Raw genomic sequence first — 15634 nt, forward strand, 5'->3', positions numbered from 1 at the left:
CCGAGGCCGGCGGGTGCCTCGGCGCCCGCCAGGGNGCGCACGACCCCGCCGCGGGGCCGCGTCGAGTAGGTCAGCAGCGCTACCCTCGCCGGATCTCCCTGCCGGCGTGGTTGATGCTGTCGTGGTCGGTGCTGTCGTGGTCGGTGCTGTCGTGGTGGGTGCTGTCGTGGTGGGTGCTGTCGTGGTGGGTGCCGTCGGGGTGGGTGCTGTCGCGGCCGGGGGCCGGGTGGGCTTCGGCGCGGGCGGCCTGTTCGACCTCGAGCAGGGACTCGGCGTGCCGCTCCGCCTCGAAGGCCTTCACCCCGCCGCGGACCCCGAACAGCCGCTTGCTGGCGACCAGATAGGCCACCGCACCGAGGTTGAGGACGAGGGCGCCGATCCGCAGCACCGTGATGCGCTCGGTGAGCTCGTAGATCTCCAGCGGCAGGAACGCCGAGGTCGCCACGACCGCGAAGTACTCGCCCCAGCGCTTGAGCAGCCACAGCCCGACCGCCTCGACGATCTGTACCGCCGCGTAGCCGAACAGCAGCACCGCCACCAGCAGCAGCGTCTTCGGCCGGGTGTAGAGCAGGTGGTGCAGGTGCTCGATCGTCGGGGAGTGGTTCAGGTCGAGATGCAGGACGTCGGCGAGCGGCCGCGCCGCGGGCACCGCCCGGTCGAACAGCCGCTGCACGGCCTCCTCGGACTGGCGAAAGCGCAGGATGGCGTAGCCGACGAGAACCATCAGCAGCGCCCGCACCAGGCGCTCCGCGGCCAGCAGTCGCAGCACCGTGGCGTCCCGCAGGGCCCGCCCGCGCAGCAGCACCGGCGCGTCCTGCGCCGGCCCGCCGAGCACCGGCTCACCGACGACGAAGTCCCCGCAGCGCAGGCATCGCCAGCTCACCCCGACGGCGGTCCGGGCGGTCAGCCGCGCGGCCAGCTCGGGTTCGTCAGGCCGAAAGGTGACGTGGCCCTTGCGCGCGCAGGCCCGCAGCTCCCAGTCCACCCGCATCCCTGCCCGCTCCTTCATCACCGCGTTCACCCACGCGAACCGGCGCCCGCCTGTCCGCGCCTGCCGGACGTGGGCCGGTCAGCACGTCGCCGCAGTCTCGCATCGGACTCGCGCCGTGGACCCGGCACTGACACAATTCCGACATCCGGCCGCAGACCCGGCTTCGGTGACTCGCGGCGGAGTCCGTCACCCGAAGAGGCGTCTCAGCTCGATGGTCAACTCCTTCTCCAGCTCCATGATCGAGCCGTAGAAGAGGCAACGATGACCCTGGACGTCGAACTCGATTGGGGTACTGCGATTGCAGAGCAGTATGCACGGAACATCCCGCCCCCAGACGTAGCNGACTTCTAGGTAGACGTTCGGGTTTGCGTCACTGAGGTCTGCGACCACGAGTCTGGCCGTGCGTATTTTCTCCTTCATGTACTCCAGGACGTCGCCGGTGAACGAAAGTCCGTCCATCCGCTCGCAGAGCAGGCCAACCGAGCGTATGGAAGGCGCGATTCCATAGTTGAGTATGTCGCCGAAGNGCTCGGTGTAGGGCATGGCGACGAAGGCGTGCGACCGTTTCGCCGAGTCGTAGCCGACGCGATCGACTCTTCTCGGCGTCTGCGACCTCTCCTCGAGGAGGGTGCCGCTGATGAGGGACTTCAGGCACCGTCGCATTCTCCGTGCTCAACCCTCGTCTCTCTCGATGAAGGTGATCGCGCGGAGATCGGACGGGTGACGCCCCGTGTCGATTGCCTCGATGACTCCGGCGACCTCGGACTCGAAGGCTTCGACCTCGTCGAGGCCGAAGCCGACACCGTGCAGAGTCAGGCAGATCTCTCGCACCGCAGGAGTCAGCTTGGCCGCAGCAGTGAGTACGGACTGCGAGAAGCGGCGGATCTCTTCGTAGCCAAGCCTCGGCGAGGACTNGGCGCCGACGAACAGAAGGTTCTTGGCGCCGACCCCGATCGGGCGTCGAACCACCAGTTCCTCGCCGATCTGTGGAAGGGCGAGGGAATCTATGCGCGCGGCCGTGGCCACGGCCAGGTCGACACCGTACAACTTCTGTGCGTGCTTCAGAGCAAGCAGATCGGAGTGGTATTCCAGTGCGTCGCCGTGGAGCACACTCAGCTCGACCTGTGCGTATCTTATCCCAACCGCCCCATAGCCTGTAGGTACCCGCGATCACAGGAGCTGTCCGGTGGGGTCGGGGCGAGGTGTGCATGCGCCGGTAAACCGGATATCTCCGGTTACCGTGGGCACTATCCGGTGGTGCTGCTGATCGGGGGATCATGGTGGACGGGCCGTGGGTGGGGTTGGCGGACGCGATCGGCGCGGTGCGGGCGGAGTTGATCGCGGCGATGGTCGCGGGAGCGGATGCTCCCATCCGGTTCTCGGTGGAACCGGTGGAGCTGGAACTGGGCATCGAGGTCCGGACCGGCGGCAAGGCGGACGGGGGTGTGCGGATCGGGGTGGTGTCGATCGGCGCATCCGGGGAGAAGTCCTCGACCTCCACGCATCGGCTCACCGTCCGCCTGCAGCCGGTGGATCCGGCGACGGGCCGGTCTCCGCTGATCGCCGACGACGAATAACCCGACCACTCGCATGGGAACGGACGCTGGCACGGCGGGTCCGGTGCCACCGGGGCAGGTCGTGGAGATCCGCACGGTGCGGGCCGACGGGCGCACGCGGGTGGGGTCGTCTGGCCTGACCGCTGGGACGGAGCCGACGGCACCAGACCCGACGCGGCACTGATCCGCATCGACGATCCGGCCTGGGCACCCCCGCGGGTGGACCGGCTGCGCTGGGGCGCGCTCACCGGCCGTGCCGGTGGCATCGCCGGTGAGGCGGTCGGCTTCCCCCGGGTGCTGCGCGGCGACGACGGAGCCCGGGAGACCAACCACCTCGCCGGGCAGGTGAACCCCCTGGGCGGGCTGGTCACCGACCGCCACGACATCAACATCGAGGATCATCCGCCGTTGGCCCCGGCCGGGGATGCGGAGCCGTTGCCCTGGTCGGGGATGTCCGGGGCGGTGCTGTTCGCCTGCGCCGACCCCACCGGCCCCGGGCCGGTGTGGCTGGCCACCGCCGTGATCGTGGTCGACACCCCCGGGTTCGGGGAGGGCCGGCTGACCNCGGTGCCGGTGCGGCGGCTGTTGGACGATCCCACCTTCCGGAATCTGATCGCGGACGACGGCGGGCCGGTGGGCTGGGAGTCCGTCGAACTCGCCGGCCTCCTCACCCCACCCACGGTCACGGTGCCCCGCACGCCGGCGCAGTTGCTCCGCGCGGACGCGGAGATCGTCGACCTGCACGGCCGGGAATCCCTGCTCGCCGAGTTCACCGACTGGTGCGCGGGCGAGGCGGACAGCGCGGTGCGGCTCCTCGTCGGCCCGGGTGGGCAGGGCAAGACCCGTTTCGCCCGCGCCCTGACCGCCCGTCTGCGCGAGGCGGGCTGGCTCGCGGGTCTCGTCGACCCGGAGGGGGCACACCTTGCTGGACGGCTCGCCGGGTCAACACGGCCGGTGCTGCTGGTCGTGGACTACGCCGAAACCCACGCCAGCCTCACCAACACCCTCCTCAAGACCCTGGGTACCCGCACCAGCCGCACCCCGGTACGGCTGCTGCTGGTCGCCCGCGGCGGCGGGGACTGGTGGGACGACCTCACCCNCCAGCACGACCTCGCCGAGAACGGCCAGACCATCTCCCTGCCACCGGTGGAAGCCACCGGCGCCACCGGTGGAAGCCACCGGCCCCGACCGGACCACCCTGTTCACCGACGCGGCCGGGAGGTTCGCCCGCCGGCTCGGCGACCTCGATCCCGCAGTCGACTGGGCCGGCCGGGCACACCACGTCCAAGCAGGCAGACCGGACAGTTCTGGGCCGGGATCAGCCCGGACCGGCTCGCCGAACACTTCCTCGCCCGCCACCTCACCGGCCCCACCGGCAACCCCGACCTCGCCGAACAGGCCCTGACCGGCGCATCGGCAGGCCAGACCTACCAGGCGTTGACCGTGCTGAACCGGGCCGCACCCGCACACCCCGACCTCGATCCGCATGCCGAAGCACAGACCATCGAAAACGAACGAGCCGCCCTCTAACCCCAGGCGATAACCGAACAGACACCAGGTCCCCACACGCCACCAAGATCAACCCAGCCCAGATGGAACACCACGCAGATTGTCATGTGATGAGAGACACTCGACGGGCCTCACCGTCCCCGCCAATCACCGCGGACCCACCCGAAGTCGCCCGAAGGGCGACGAGCAAAAACGGCCGCATTGTGGGGGGGTTCGGGGGGGGGCTCGGCCCCCCGGCAAACATCACGGGCAAAGCCAAAGGCGCCCCAAGGGCGACAAGCATAGAAGGCCGCGCGTGCCCCCGGCAGGATTCGAACCTGCGCACCCGCCTCCGGAGGGCGGTGCTCTATCCCCTGAGCTACGGGGGCTCTGGGGCAACGCGGCATACGTTACCAGGCGGGAACACCGGATCGCGCACCCGGGTCGGCCGTAAGCTTCCGGTGTGTACCAAGCCGCCCCCCGGGTCCTCGTCGTCGACGACGACGCGGTGATCCGTCAGCTCGTGGTCGTCAACCTTGAGCTGGAAGGCTTCGAGGTCCATACCGCCGTCGACGGTGTCGACGCGCTGGAGATGGTGNGGGCCGTCGACCCGCAGGTGATCACGCTCGACATCATGATGCCGCGGATGAACGGCTGGGACGTGGCCGCTCACCTGCGGGAGGACCCGTCGACCGCCGACATCAAGCTGATCATGCTCACCGCGCGGGCGCAGGAGGCCGACGTCAAGCGCGGGGCTCGCATCGGCGTCGACTACTACCTGACGAAGCCGTTCGACCCCGACGAGCTGATCACCGTCGTCCAGAAGCTCGCCGCCGGCCAGCCGGCCTAGCCAGGTCCAGCCGGCGGATCACCGGGTTCGCGCCGTTCGGCTCGCCGGTTCGCCGCGTGGCGGCCTGGACGGTCGGATCGGCGGGCGGACGTGGGATGGCGTCGCGCCGATAGCATCGCGACATGACCCCCGCCGATCTCGCCGACGCCATCGTCGCGGCCATTGGTCGCGCGGTCGCCGACGGCGACCTGGACGTGACTGTGCCGACCACCGTCACGGTGGAGCGACCGAAGACCGCCGGGCACGGCGACTACGCCTCCCCGGTGGCGCTGCAGCTCGCGAAGGCGGCCCGGCGCAAGCCGCGCGAGGTCGCCGAGGTGCTGGCCGGTCGGCTGGTCACGCAGCGCGGGATTGCGAGCGTCGACATCGCCGGGCCGGGATTCCTGAACTTCACCCTGGCCGGGGACGCTCTCGGCGAGATCGCCCGCACGGTGGTGCGGGCCGGTGAGAGCTACGGCCAGGCGGCGAAGCCGCGCGACGTGCGGGTCAACCTGGAGTTCGTCAGCGCCANTCCGACCGGGCCGGTGACGCTCGCCTCGGCCCGGTGGGCTGCCGTCGGCGACGCGCTGGGCCGCATCCTGACCGCGGCCGGGTACTCGGTGGGCACCGAGTACTACGTCAACGACGCCGGCGTGCAGATCGAGCGGTTCGGCGCGTCGGTGCTGGCCGCGGCCGCCGGCCGGGAGATCCCGGCGGAGGGCTACCACGGGGCGTACGTCGCGGAGATCGCCGCGGCGGTGCTGGCGGCCCGGCCGGAGCTGCTCGACCTGCCCGACGACGAGGCGCTCGCGGTGACCACCGAAGAGGGCCTGGCCCTGATGCTCACCGAGATCCGCTCGACGCTGGAGGGCTTCGGCGTCCACTTCGACCGGTGGGCCTCCGAGCGGGCGCTGCACACCGCCGGCGCGCTGACGAAGGCGATCGACGACCTGCGCGCGCAGGGCCACGTCTACGACGCCGACGGCGCGGTGTGGCTGCGCACCACCGACTTCGGTGACGACAAGGACCGCCCGCTGGTCAAGAGCGACGGCCAGCCGACGTACTTCTGCGCCGACGCCGCCTACTACCGCGACAAGCGGGGCCGCGGCTTCGACCAGCTCATCTACCTGCTCGGGGCGGACCACCACGGTTACGTCGCCCGGCTGAAGGCGATCTCCGCCTGCTTCGGCGACGACCCGGCGACCAACCTGGACGTCATCATCGGGCAGTTGGTGACGCTGTCGCGCGGCGGTGCCCCGGTGAAGATGTCGAAGCGGGCCGGGACCTTCCTGACCCTGCACGACCTCGTCGACGCCGTCGGGGTCGACGCGGCCCGCTACTCGCTGGTCCGGTCCTCGCTCGACTCGTCCCTCGACCTCGACCTCGACCTGGTGACCCGCCAGACCAGCGACAATCCGGTGTTCTACGTCCAGTACGCGCATGCCCGGATCAGTTCGCTGCTGCGCAACGCCGAGGCGCTGGGCCTGCCGACCGCGCCCGAGACGGCGGACGTCGCGCTGCTGACCCATCCGCGCGAGGTCGACCTGCTGCGGGGGCTCGGCGAGTTCCCGCGGGTGATCGAGGCGGCGGCCAGCCTGCGTGGCCCCCATCGGGTCGCCCGCTACCTGGAGGAACTCGCTGGGGTCTACCACCGGTTCTACGACGCCTGCCGGGTACTCCCGCAGGGGGATGAGGAGGCGGGTCCGCTCACCGGGGCCCGGCTGCTGCTGGTCGCCGCGACCCGGGTGGTGCTCGCGAACGGCCTTGGCCTGCTCGGCGTCAGCGCACCCGAGCGGATGTGACCGGATGGCGGACAGTGGCCGCGACGTTGGGGCAGGCCGCGGCGTTGAGACAGGCCGCGGCGTTGGGACAGTCCGCAGCATGGAGACAGGCAGAGGCGACATGAGCGAGACCGACAACCCGGCGGCGGCGGCCCCGGAGGTGGGAGCCGCGGCGGTGGCGGCCCCGGTGGTGGCACTGGAGGAGAACCTCTGGCCGGCGACGGCCCGGCTCGACCCCGACGGCGTGCTGCGGATCGGCGGCGTCCGGGTGGACGAGCTGGCCGCCGAGTTCGGTACCCCGGCGTTCGTCCTGGACGAGGCCGACTTCCGGGCCCGGTGCGCCGCCTGGCGGCGCGCGTTCTCCGACTGCGACGTCTACTACGCCGGTAAGGCGTTCCTGTGCCGCGCGGTCGCCCGTTGGGTGGCCGAAGAGGGGCTGAACCTCGACGTCTGCACCGGCGGCGAGCTCGCCGTGGCCCGCTCGGTCGGCTTCCCGGNGGCGCGGCTGCTGTTCCACGGCAACAACAAGTCGGTCGCCGAGCTGCGCGCGGCGGTGGCCTACGGCGTCGGGCGGATCGTCGTCGACTCCTTCGCCGAGATCGACCGCCTGGCCGCCGTCGCCGCCGAGGCCGGGGTGCGCCAGCGGGTCCTCGTGCGGGTCACGCCGGGGGTGGAGGCGCACACCCATCACTACGTCTCCACCGGCCAGGAGGACCAGAAGTTCGGCTTCTCGCTGGCCGACGGTGCGGCGGCCGAGGCGGTGGAGCGGGTGCTCGCCGCCGGCTCGCTGCACCTCGTCGGCCTGCACGCGCACATCGGCTCGCAGATCTTCGACACGGCCGGGTTCGGCCTGGCAGCGCATCGCATGGTCGGCCTGCTGGCGCGCATCCGCGACACCCACGACCTCGAACTGCCCGAGCTCGACCTCGGCGGCGGGCTCGGCATCGCCTACACCAGCGAGGACGCCCCGCTGGAGGTGGCCGACGTCGCCGAGCGGCTGACCGCCGTCGTGGGCAAGGAGTGCGCGGCCGCGGGGCTCGCCGTCCCGCGCCTCGGCGTCGAGCCGGGCCGGGCCGTCGTCGGCCCGACGACGGTGACCCTCTACGAGGTCGGCACGGTCAAGGAACTGCCCGGGCTGCGCACCTTCGTCAGCGTCGACGGCGGGATGAGCGACAACATCCGCACNGCGCTCTACGACGCCCGGTACACCGCCCGGCTGGTCTCCCGGGCGGGCTCGGCCGCGGCCCACGTGGTCACGCTGGTCGGCCGGCACTGCGAGTCCGGCGACGTCGTCGCCCACGACGTGCCGCTGCCCGACGACGTGCGCCCCGGCGACCTCGTCGCGGTGCCGGCCAGCGGGGCTTACCACCGGTCCATGGCCAGCAACTACAACCATGTCACCCGCCCGCCGGTCGTCGCGGTGCGCGACGGCGTCGCCCGGCTGATCGTCCGGCGGGAGACCGAGGAGGACCTGCTGCGCCTCGACATCGACCCGGCGGACCAGGCGGGCCCGGCGGGGCAGGCAGGCCAGGCAGGCCCGGCGGGGCAGGCGGGGCAGACCGCCGCGGCGGTGACACCGTGAGGATCGCGCTGCTCGGCTGCGGCGTCGTCGGCAGCGAGATCGTCCGGCTGCTGCGGGCCAACGCCGACGACCTCGCCGCCCGGGTCGGCGAGCCGCTCGACCTCGTCGGGATCGGGGTGCGCCGCCCGGAGCGGGTCCGTGACCTCGACATCGACGCGAACCTGTTCACCGCGGACGCCGCCGGACTCGTCGCCCGCGACGATGTCGATCTCGTCATCGAGGTCGTCGGGGGGATCGAGCCGGCCCGAGACTGGCTGCTGGCCGCCCTGCGGGCCGGCAAACCGGTGGTCACCGCGAACAAGGCGCTCCTGGCCTCCGAGGGCGCCGCGCTGCACGACGCGGCGGCCGCCGCCGGCACCGACCTGTACTACGAGGCCGCGGTCGGCGGGGCGATCCCGCTGATCCGCCCGCTGCGCGAAAGCCTGGCCGGCGACCGTGTCCGGCGGGTGCTCGGCATCGTCAACGGCACGACGAACTTCGTGCTGACCCGGATGGACGAGACCGGCGCGTCCTTCGCCGAGGCGCTGGCCGAGGCCGGCGCGCTCGGCTATGCCGAGGCCGACCCGTCCGCCGACATCGACGGCTACGACGCCGCCGCGAAGGCGGCGATCATGGCCCAGCTCGCCTTCCACTCGCCGGTCACCATCGACGACGTCTACCGGGTCGGCATCGGCGACGTCACCGCCGCCGACATCGCGAGCGCGCGGGAGATGGGCTGCACCGTCAAGGCCCTGGCGGTCGCCGAACGCTCCGTCGAGACCGACGGGATCAGCGTCCGGGTCCATCCCGCGATGATCCCGCGCAGCCACCCGCTGGCCGGGGTGCGGGAGGCGTTCAACGCCGTGTTCGTCGAGGCGGAGGCCGCCGGGCAGTTGATGTTCTACGGCCAGGGGGCGGGCGGGGCGCCGACCGCGTCGGCGGTGCTCGGCGATGTGGTCGCTGTGGCGCGCAACCGCATCGCGGGCCGGCGCGGACCCGGCGAGTCGTCCTACGCGGCGCTACCCGTCCTGCCGATGGGCCGTACCGTGACGAGGTATCACGTGAATCTCGATGTCACCGACAAGACCGGCGTGCTCGCGACGGTCGCCGGTGCCTTCGCGCGTCACGATGTGTCCATCAGGAGCGTCCGCCAGGACGGCCGCGGCGACGACGCGAGCCTCGTTCTCGTGACGCATGCCGCGCCCGACGCGGCGCTGTCGGCCACCGTCGAGGAGCTACGCGGCCTCGCCGGGGTGCGGGCGGTGTCCGGCGTGATGCGGGTCGAGGGAGGTGAGCCGTGACCACGACGTCCACAGCTCGTGCGGAGTCCAGCGCTGCCGAGTCCAGCGCTCGTGCGCAGTCCGCGTCGTTCCCGGGCGGGCCGGCGCAGCCGGCGGCGTCCACCCAGCCCGACCGGTCGCACCGGCCGTGGCGGGGGATCATCGAGGAGTACCGCGACCGGCTGCCGGTCGACGACGACACGCCGGTGATCACCCTGCGGGAAGGCGCCACGCCGCTGCTGTACGCGGAGCACCTGTCCGAGCTCACCGGGTGTGAGGTTCATCTCAAGGTCGAGGGTGCGAACCCGACGGGTTCGTTCAAGGACCGCGGGATGACGATGGCCATCAGCCGGGCCGTCGGCGCGGGTTCCCAGGCGGTCATCTGCGCCTCGACGGGCAACACCTCGGCCTCGGCGGCCGCCTATGCCGCCCGCGCCGGCATCACCTGCGCGGTCCTCGTCCCCAGCGGGAAGATCGCGCTGGGCAAGCTCGCCCAGGCGCTCGTGCACGGCGCCCGGCTGCTTCAGCTCGACGGCTCCTTCGACGACTGCCTGCGGGTCGCCCGCGAACTCGCCGACACCTCACCGGTCACCCTGGTCAACTCGGTGAACCCGTACCGCCTGGAAGGCCAGAAGACGGCGTCGTTCGAGATCGTCGAGGCGCTCGGGCGGGCCCCTGACGTGCACTGCCTGCCGGTCGGCAACGCCGGCAACATCACCGCCTACTGGCGGGGGTACCTGGAGGAGGACGCCCGCTTCGGCGCCGGCCGGCCGCGGATGTGCGGTTTCCAGGCGGCGGGCGCGGCCCCGATCGTGCGCGGCGAGATCGTCACCTCCCCGCAGACGATCGCCACCGCGATCCGCATCGGCAACCCGGCCTCCTGGCACTTCGCCGTCGACGCGCGGGACTCCTCCGGCGGCCTCATCGACGCCGTCAACGACCGGCAGATCCTCGCCGCCTACCGGCTGCTCGCCCGCCGGGAGGGCGTCTTCGTCGAGCCGTCCAGCGCGGCGAGTGTCGCCGGGCTGCTGATGGCCCGCGAGGACNGCCGCATCGAGGCGGGCCAGCGCGTCGTGTGCACCGTGACCGGCAACGGCCTGAAGGACCCCGACTGGGCGATCAGCGGGGCGGCCCGACCGGAGACGATCCGGCCGACCGTCGNGGGCGCCGCCGAGGCGCTCGGGCTGCAGACTTCGTGACCGCCCTGTCCGGCGCGGTCCCGGGGGCCGAAGCGGTCCCCGGCCAGGCTGTCCGCGACATCTTCAGCGCGGGTGACCGCCGCGATGGCGCCGGCGAGGCTGTCCGCGATGGCGCCGGCGCGGGTGACCGTGACGCGCGGGGAGAGTACGGGAGCTCGCCGGCGGTCGGCGCCGGTGGGACGGCCGCCGCCGGCGCCGCCCGACGGGTCCGGGTGCGGGTTCCCGCCACGAGCGCGAACCTCGGCCCGGGTTTCGACGCCTTCGGACTCGCCCTCGGGCTGTACGACGAGGTCGACGTGGAGGTGACCGCGTCCGGCCTGACGGTCGACGTGGTCGGCCCGGACGAGGTCGCCCAGGACGAGACGCACCTGGTGGTCAGGGCGATCCGGGCGACGTTCGACCTGCTCGGCCGGCCGCAGCCGGGGCTCGCTCTGCGCTGCGTGAACCGGATCCCGCACGGCCGCGGGCTCGGCTCGTCCGCGGCCGCGATCGTGGCGGGGATCGTGGCGGCGGNGGCGCTCACCCGGGCCGATCTCGGTCCGGAGTTCGAGGCCGGCGCCGCGGCGAACCAGGGCGCCCCCGGCGTAGCCCGTCCCGGCGTCCCTTCCGACGTGACCGCGGCCGCGATCGCGGCTGGTCCCGGGTCCTCGGCGCCGGCCGAAGCCGCGTGGATGCTGCGCCTCGCGCATGACATCGAGGGCCATCCGGACAATGTGGCCGCCGCGCTGTCGGGTGGTTTCACCGTCGCCTGGCAGGACGTCGAGGGGGCCCGCTGCCTGCGCGTCGACCCCTTCGCCGAGCTGCGGCCGGTGGTCTTCGTGCCGACGGTGCGCCAGTCCACCGAGGCGTCGCGGGGCGCGCTGCCGGCGCTCGTCGGGCTGCCCGACGCCGCCCGGACCCTCGGCCGGGCCGCGTTGCTGGCGCTGACGATGTCCGCCGCCGAGCCCGCCGGAGCGGCGCAGCGCGCCCGCACCCTGTTCAGCGCGACCGAGGACCTGCTCCACCAGCCCTACCGGCTGCCCGCCGCGCCGGCCACCGGCGAGCTGGTCGCCCGGCTGCGCGCCCTGGGGGTGCCGGCGACCCTGTCCGGTTCCGGACCGTCCGTACTCGCCCTCGCGGTCGGCGGGGAACAGGCCGCGGCGGCGGTGGGCGCGGCGAGCTCCGAGTTCTCGGTCGCGCCGCTGAGTGTTGACCGCCTCGGGGCGCAGGTCACCCGCCTCGACCCCGAAAGGTAGTCGAACGGATTTATAACGTAATATTGTCGGGCTGGGGTGGGGCGGTCGGGCCGCGGCTCGCGGTCGTGGGTCACATCGGGAAGTCCTGACGTCTCAAGGTTGTTGCCGAGGTGTCTGCCGCTGGATAGTCTGGTGACTGCACCCGCTGCCACCGCGGCGCGTGCTCGCTCCCGCAGTGCCGCTCTGGCAGTGCCAGATGGGCCGTGGTTCGGGACTCCGGTGTTTCGGCCTCGTCGTCGTTGCCTCGGCTCCACACCGGCACACCTGGGCGGGATCGGCGAGTTCGCTCGCGGCAGTCGGCCGCTGGCGCCGTAGACGGGCGCGACGTCGCCCATCCGGTGCTGTACATCCCCTTCACCCGGCATCTGTGCAGGCGAAGAAGGTTCACAAGCTACGCCCGGCTCATCAGGAGNCAGTTCCTTCAGGGAAGGAAAACCTTGAGCGACACCACCAACGTGCTGCCAGTGAGCGCACGTGAGTCTGCGGCGCCTGCGACGCCTGCATCGCCGCCCCACGAGAGCGGGCCGGCGGCCGGCACCTCGTCCGCAGACGCCGTCACCACCGCGCCCGCCGCCGACAACGGCAGCGCGCGCGCCAGCCGCGGCTCCCGGGCCGCCGTCGCGACCGCGGCCCCGACCGCCGAGGGCGCCACCGCGACCCGGCGGCGCCGGCAGGGCACCGGGCTGTCCGCGATGCTGCTCCCCGAGCTGCAGTCCATGGCCTCGTCCATGGGTATCCAGGGGGTGGGCCGGCTGCGCAAGGGCCAGCTCATCGCCGCGATCCAGAACCTGCAGAACGGCGAGGCCGCGGGCGGCTCCGCCGCCGCCTCCGTCATCGACCAGGCGCCGGTGGCGCCCATCCCGGCGCCGAGTGAGGCGCCCGCCGCGGCGCCCCTGGCGACCCGTCAGCCCGCCGGCGACGGCGGCGGCTCCAGCACCACCACCCGCACCCGTTCCCGCCGCGGCGCGTCGCGCGGCGTGGCCAGCCCCGCCCTCGAGCAGCCGACCCTGCCGGACTCGGCCGGCGACACCGTCGTCGAGACCCGTCCAGCCCCCGTCGTGGCGGCCCCGGCGCAGCCCGCGGCCATCTCCGCGCCGCCGGCCGCCGCTGCCGCCTCCGCCCAGTCCGCCCCGACCCAGCCGGCGACCAGCCCCGGCCGACAGGGCGAAGGCGCTGTCCGCAGCCGTGAGGACCGCCGCGACCGCTCTGGCGACAACGGCCGCTCTGGCGACAACGGCCGCTCTGGTGACAGCGGCCGCTCTGGTGACAGCGGCCGCTTCGGTGACAGCGGCCGTTCCGGCGACAGCGGGCGGGCCGGCGACAACGGCCGTTCCGGCGGCGGCGACGGCGAGCGGCCCACGAACGACCGTCAGGGCACGGATCGTCGGTCCGGCGGGGATCGTCAGGACCGGCAGTCCGGTGACCGTTCATCGGGTCGCGCCGACCGGACCCAGGGTGACCGTTCCGGCAATGACCGCTCGGGCGGTGACCGTTCCGGCGGCGACCGCTCGGGTAGTGACCGTGCCGGTAGTGACCGTGCCGGTAGTGACCGTGCGGGTAGTGACCGTTCCGGCGGTGACCGTTCCGGTAGTGACCGTCCGGGTAGTGACCGTTCCGGCCAGAACGGTCAGGGCGACGACGACTTCGCCGGCCGCAGCCGGCGGGGCCGCTTCCGTGAGCGTGGCCGCAACCGCGGTCGCGGCGGGCCGGCCGGCCCGGCCGAGAACGAGCCGGTGCTGCGCGAGGACGACGTCCTCGTGCCCGTCGCCGGCATCCTCGACGTTCTGGACAACTACGCCTTCGTCCGGACCAGCGGCTACCTGACCGGCCCGACCGACGTCTACGTCAGCTTGGCCCAGGTGCGTCGCAACGGGCTGCGCCGCGGCGACGCCATCACCGGCGTCGTGCGCGCCCCGCAGGAGGGCGAGCAGCGTCGGGACAAGTACAACGCGCTGGTCCGGCTGGACACGATCAACGGGATGGAACCCGACGAGGCGCGCGGGCGGCCCGAGTTCACCAAGCTCACGCCGCTGTACCCGCAGGAGCGTCTGCGCCTGGAGACCGAGCCCCACCTGCTCACGACGCGGGTCATCGACCTCGTCATGCCGATCGGCAAGGGGCAGCGCGCCCTCATCGTCAGCCCGCCCAAGGNCGGCAAGACGATGGTGCTGCAGTCCATCGCCAACGCGATCACCACGAACAACCCGGAAGTCCACCTCATGGTCGTCCTCGTCGACGAGCGGCCGGAGGAGGTGACCGACATGCAGCGTTCGGTCAAGGGTGAGGTCATCGCCTCCACCTTCGACCGGCCGCCGGCCGACCACACCAACGTCGCCGAGCTGTCCATCGAGCGGGCCAAGCGCCTGGTCGAACTCGGCCACGACGTCGTCGTCCTGCTCGACTCGATCACTCGGCTGGGCCGCGCCTACAACCTGGCCGCCCCCGCCTCGGGCCGGATCCTGTCCGGTGGTGTCGACTCGACGGCGCTCTACCCGCCGAAGCGCTTCCTCGGCGCGGCGCGCAACATCGAGAACGGTGGGTCGCTGACGATCATCGCCACGGCGCTGGTCGAGACGGGCTCGACGATGGACACCGTGATCTTCGAGGAGTTCAAGGGGACGGGCAACGCCGAGCTCAAGCTCGACCGCAAGATCGCCGACAAGCGGATCTTCCCGGCGGTCGACGTCGACGCCTCCGGTACCCNCAAGGAAGAGATCCTCCTTGCCCCCGAAGAGCTCTCGATCATGCACAAGCTGCGCCGAGTGCTCCACACCCGGGAGAACCAGCAGGCGTTGGAGCTCCTGCTCGACCGGCTCAAGCAGTCCCGGACGAACTACGAGTTCCTCATGCAGATCGCCANGACGGCGCCGCCGCAGGATTAGTCCTACGGCGACGTTCGGGGTGACGTCGGATCGCCTTCGGCGGTCCGACCGGGGGAGCCGCGGGGCGGCGACGTTCGGAGACCTCGGTCTCATGGTGCGGCCGCTCGTCAGGCCTCTGGAGTAGGCGGTAGGCGGTGCGACGNCAGACGGCGCCCCGCCCAGCCTCTCGCCTCCCGGCTGGCCCACCGGCGCTGTCCCGCAAGCGGTTGTGCAGGGGAGCGGTGCCACCTGTCTCTTACGTAGGGACAAATTGGACGCCGAACCCTACAGAAGAACCATGGAGGCGCTCTCCCGCGCCTCCGGCGCCGACGCGGGAGTCTTCGCCCGGTTCGCGCCCCGCCTCGGTCGCGCCACCTCGTGTCACGGAACGTGACGNCTGGGCGGGGGGCTGAGCGAGGGCGGGGGACTGGCGGGGGACGGAACCGGGGCGGAACAGGCTGGCTCGTGGGGACGTTGAGCGAGCTGGGAAAGTCACCGGCGGACGTGGCGTCCGCCTCTGGCAGACTGGTGGCAGAACGGCTCCGGTTCACGCCCTCCATCCGGACGGCGACCCGGCGGCCACATCGAAAGAGGGACCATGAAGGCTGATATCCACCCGACCTACCACGAGACGACCGTGAACTGTACCTGCGGGAGCACCTTCACCACCCGCAGCACCAAGGAGAACGGCGTCGTCAACGCCGAGGTCTGCTCGCAGTGCCACCCGTTCTACACGGGCAAGCAGAAGATCCTCGACGTCGGCGGGCGGGTCGAGAAGTTCGAGCGCCGGTTCGGCCGGCGGCGCCCCGGCGAGAAGGTCGGCGGCGCGAAGTAGTGCGGCCACGGCGCCCGT

Annotated in this window: 7 protein-coding genes, 1 tRNA gene and 12 pseudogenes; 18 read left to right on the forward strand and 2 right to left on the reverse strand. The window is 72.4% G+C overall.

Features of this window, described 5'->3' with window-relative positions; translation table 11 throughout:
• Positions 1–79 precede the first annotated feature (79 nt).
• Positions 80–991: a DUF2127 domain-containing protein gene (locus tag FF86_RS19135; RefSeq protein ID WP_055867950.1), complete on the reverse strand. Its 912-nt coding sequence runs from the start codon at positions 989–991 to the stop codon at positions 80–82.
• Positions 992–2268: 1277 nt separating this feature from the next.
• On the opposite strand from FF86_RS19135, the gene FF86_RS19150 reads away from it, so the two are divergent.
• Together FF86_RS19150 and FF86_RS36130 are read left to right on the forward strand one after the other, a co-directional pair.
• Entirely contained in the window at positions 2269–2568 is a 300-nt protein-coding gene (locus FF86_RS19150; RefSeq protein WP_044885372.1) for a trypco2 family protein, read from the forward strand.
• A 198-nt stretch (positions 2569–2766) separates the two neighbouring features.
• Positions 2767–3111: hypothetical protein (locus FF86_RS36130; protein ID WP_206778981.1), on the forward strand; the 345-nt coding region annotated here is incomplete at its 3' end.
• Positions 3112–4352: 1241 nt separating this feature from the next.
• On the opposite strand, the gene FF86_RS19160 is transcribed toward FF86_RS36130, so the two are convergent.
• Positions 4353–4424 (reverse strand) — tRNA-Arg (locus FF86_RS19160).
• Between the two features lie 74 nt (positions 4425–4498).
• Between FF86_RS19160 and FF86_RS62770 the strand changes: the two are divergent.
• The 16 genes and pseudogenes from FF86_RS62770 to rpmE form a co-directional block, all read left to right on the forward strand.
• A pseudogene (locus tag FF86_RS62770) lies at positions 4499–4633 on the forward strand (response regulator); the annotation flags it as partial.
• Between the two features lies 1 nt (position 4634).
• Positions 4635–4885 (forward strand): annotated as a pseudogene (locus tag FF86_RS52295) (response regulator transcription factor); the annotation flags it as partial.
• 122 nt (positions 4886–5007) lie between these two features.
• A pseudogene (locus FF86_RS52300) lies at positions 5008–5395 on the forward strand (arginine--tRNA ligase); the annotation flags it as partial.
• Position 5396: 1 nt separating this feature from the next.
• Positions 5397–6666 (forward strand): annotated as a pseudogene (gene argS / locus FF86_RS19170) (arginine--tRNA ligase); the annotation flags it as partial.
• A 100-nt stretch (positions 6667–6766) separates the two neighbouring features.
• A pseudogene (locus FF86_RS52305) lies at positions 6767–7142 on the forward strand (diaminopimelate decarboxylase); the annotation flags it as partial.
• 1 nt (position 7143) lies between these two features.
• Positions 7144–7830, forward strand: a pseudogene (locus tag FF86_RS52310) (diaminopimelate decarboxylase family protein); the annotation flags it as partial.
• Between the two features lies 1 nt (position 7831).
• A pseudogene (locus FF86_RS52315) lies at positions 7832–8227 on the forward strand (diaminopimelate decarboxylase); the annotation flags it as partial.
• Positions 8224–9507: a homoserine dehydrogenase gene (locus FF86_RS19180; protein WP_044885377.1), complete on the forward strand. Its 1284-nt coding sequence runs from the start codon at positions 8224–8226 to the stop codon at positions 9505–9507. The pseudogene FF86_RS52315 and the gene FF86_RS19180, both read left to right, overlap by 4 nt.
• On the forward strand, positions 9504–10532 hold a 1029-nt coding region (thrC, locus tag FF86_RS19185; RefSeq protein WP_242419060.1), incomplete at its 3' end, for a threonine synthase. The genes FF86_RS19180 and thrC, both read left to right, overlap by 4 nt.
• Position 10533: 1 nt before the next feature.
• A pseudogene (locus FF86_RS62775) lies at positions 10534–10647 on the forward strand (hypothetical protein); the annotation flags it as partial.
• A gap of 34 nt (positions 10648–10681) precedes the next feature.
• Positions 10682–11198: pseudogene (locus FF86_RS52320) on the forward strand (homoserine kinase); the annotation flags it as partial.
• Position 11199: 1 nt separating this feature from the next.
• Positions 11200–11920, forward strand: a pseudogene (locus FF86_RS52325) (homoserine kinase); the annotation flags it as partial.
• Between the two features lie 437 nt (positions 11921–12357).
• Positions 12358–14071, forward strand: a 1714-nt coding sequence (locus FF86_RS19195) for a Rho termination factor N-terminal domain-containing protein (RefSeq protein WP_242419061.1), incomplete at its 3' end; no start/stop codon positions are given.
• Position 14072: 1 nt separating this feature from the next.
• Positions 14073–14623: pseudogene (rho, locus tag FF86_RS52330) on the forward strand (transcription termination factor Rho); the annotation flags it as partial.
• Between the two features lies 1 nt (position 14624).
• A pseudogene (locus tag FF86_RS52335) lies at positions 14625–14779 on the forward strand (hypothetical protein); the annotation flags it as partial.
• 600 nt (positions 14780–15379) lie between these two features.
• Positions 15380–15616, forward strand: a complete 237-nt coding sequence (gene rpmE, locus FF86_RS19200; protein WP_011607005.1) for a 50S ribosomal protein L31 — start codon at positions 15380–15382, stop codon at positions 15614–15616.
• The last annotated feature ends 18 nt before the right edge of the window (positions 15617–15634 follow it).

This window comes from Frankia sp. CpI1-P, from assembly GCF_001421075.1.
Classification (GTDB): domain Bacteria; phylum Actinomycetota; class Actinomycetes; order Frankiales; family Frankiaceae; genus Frankia; species Frankia torreyi.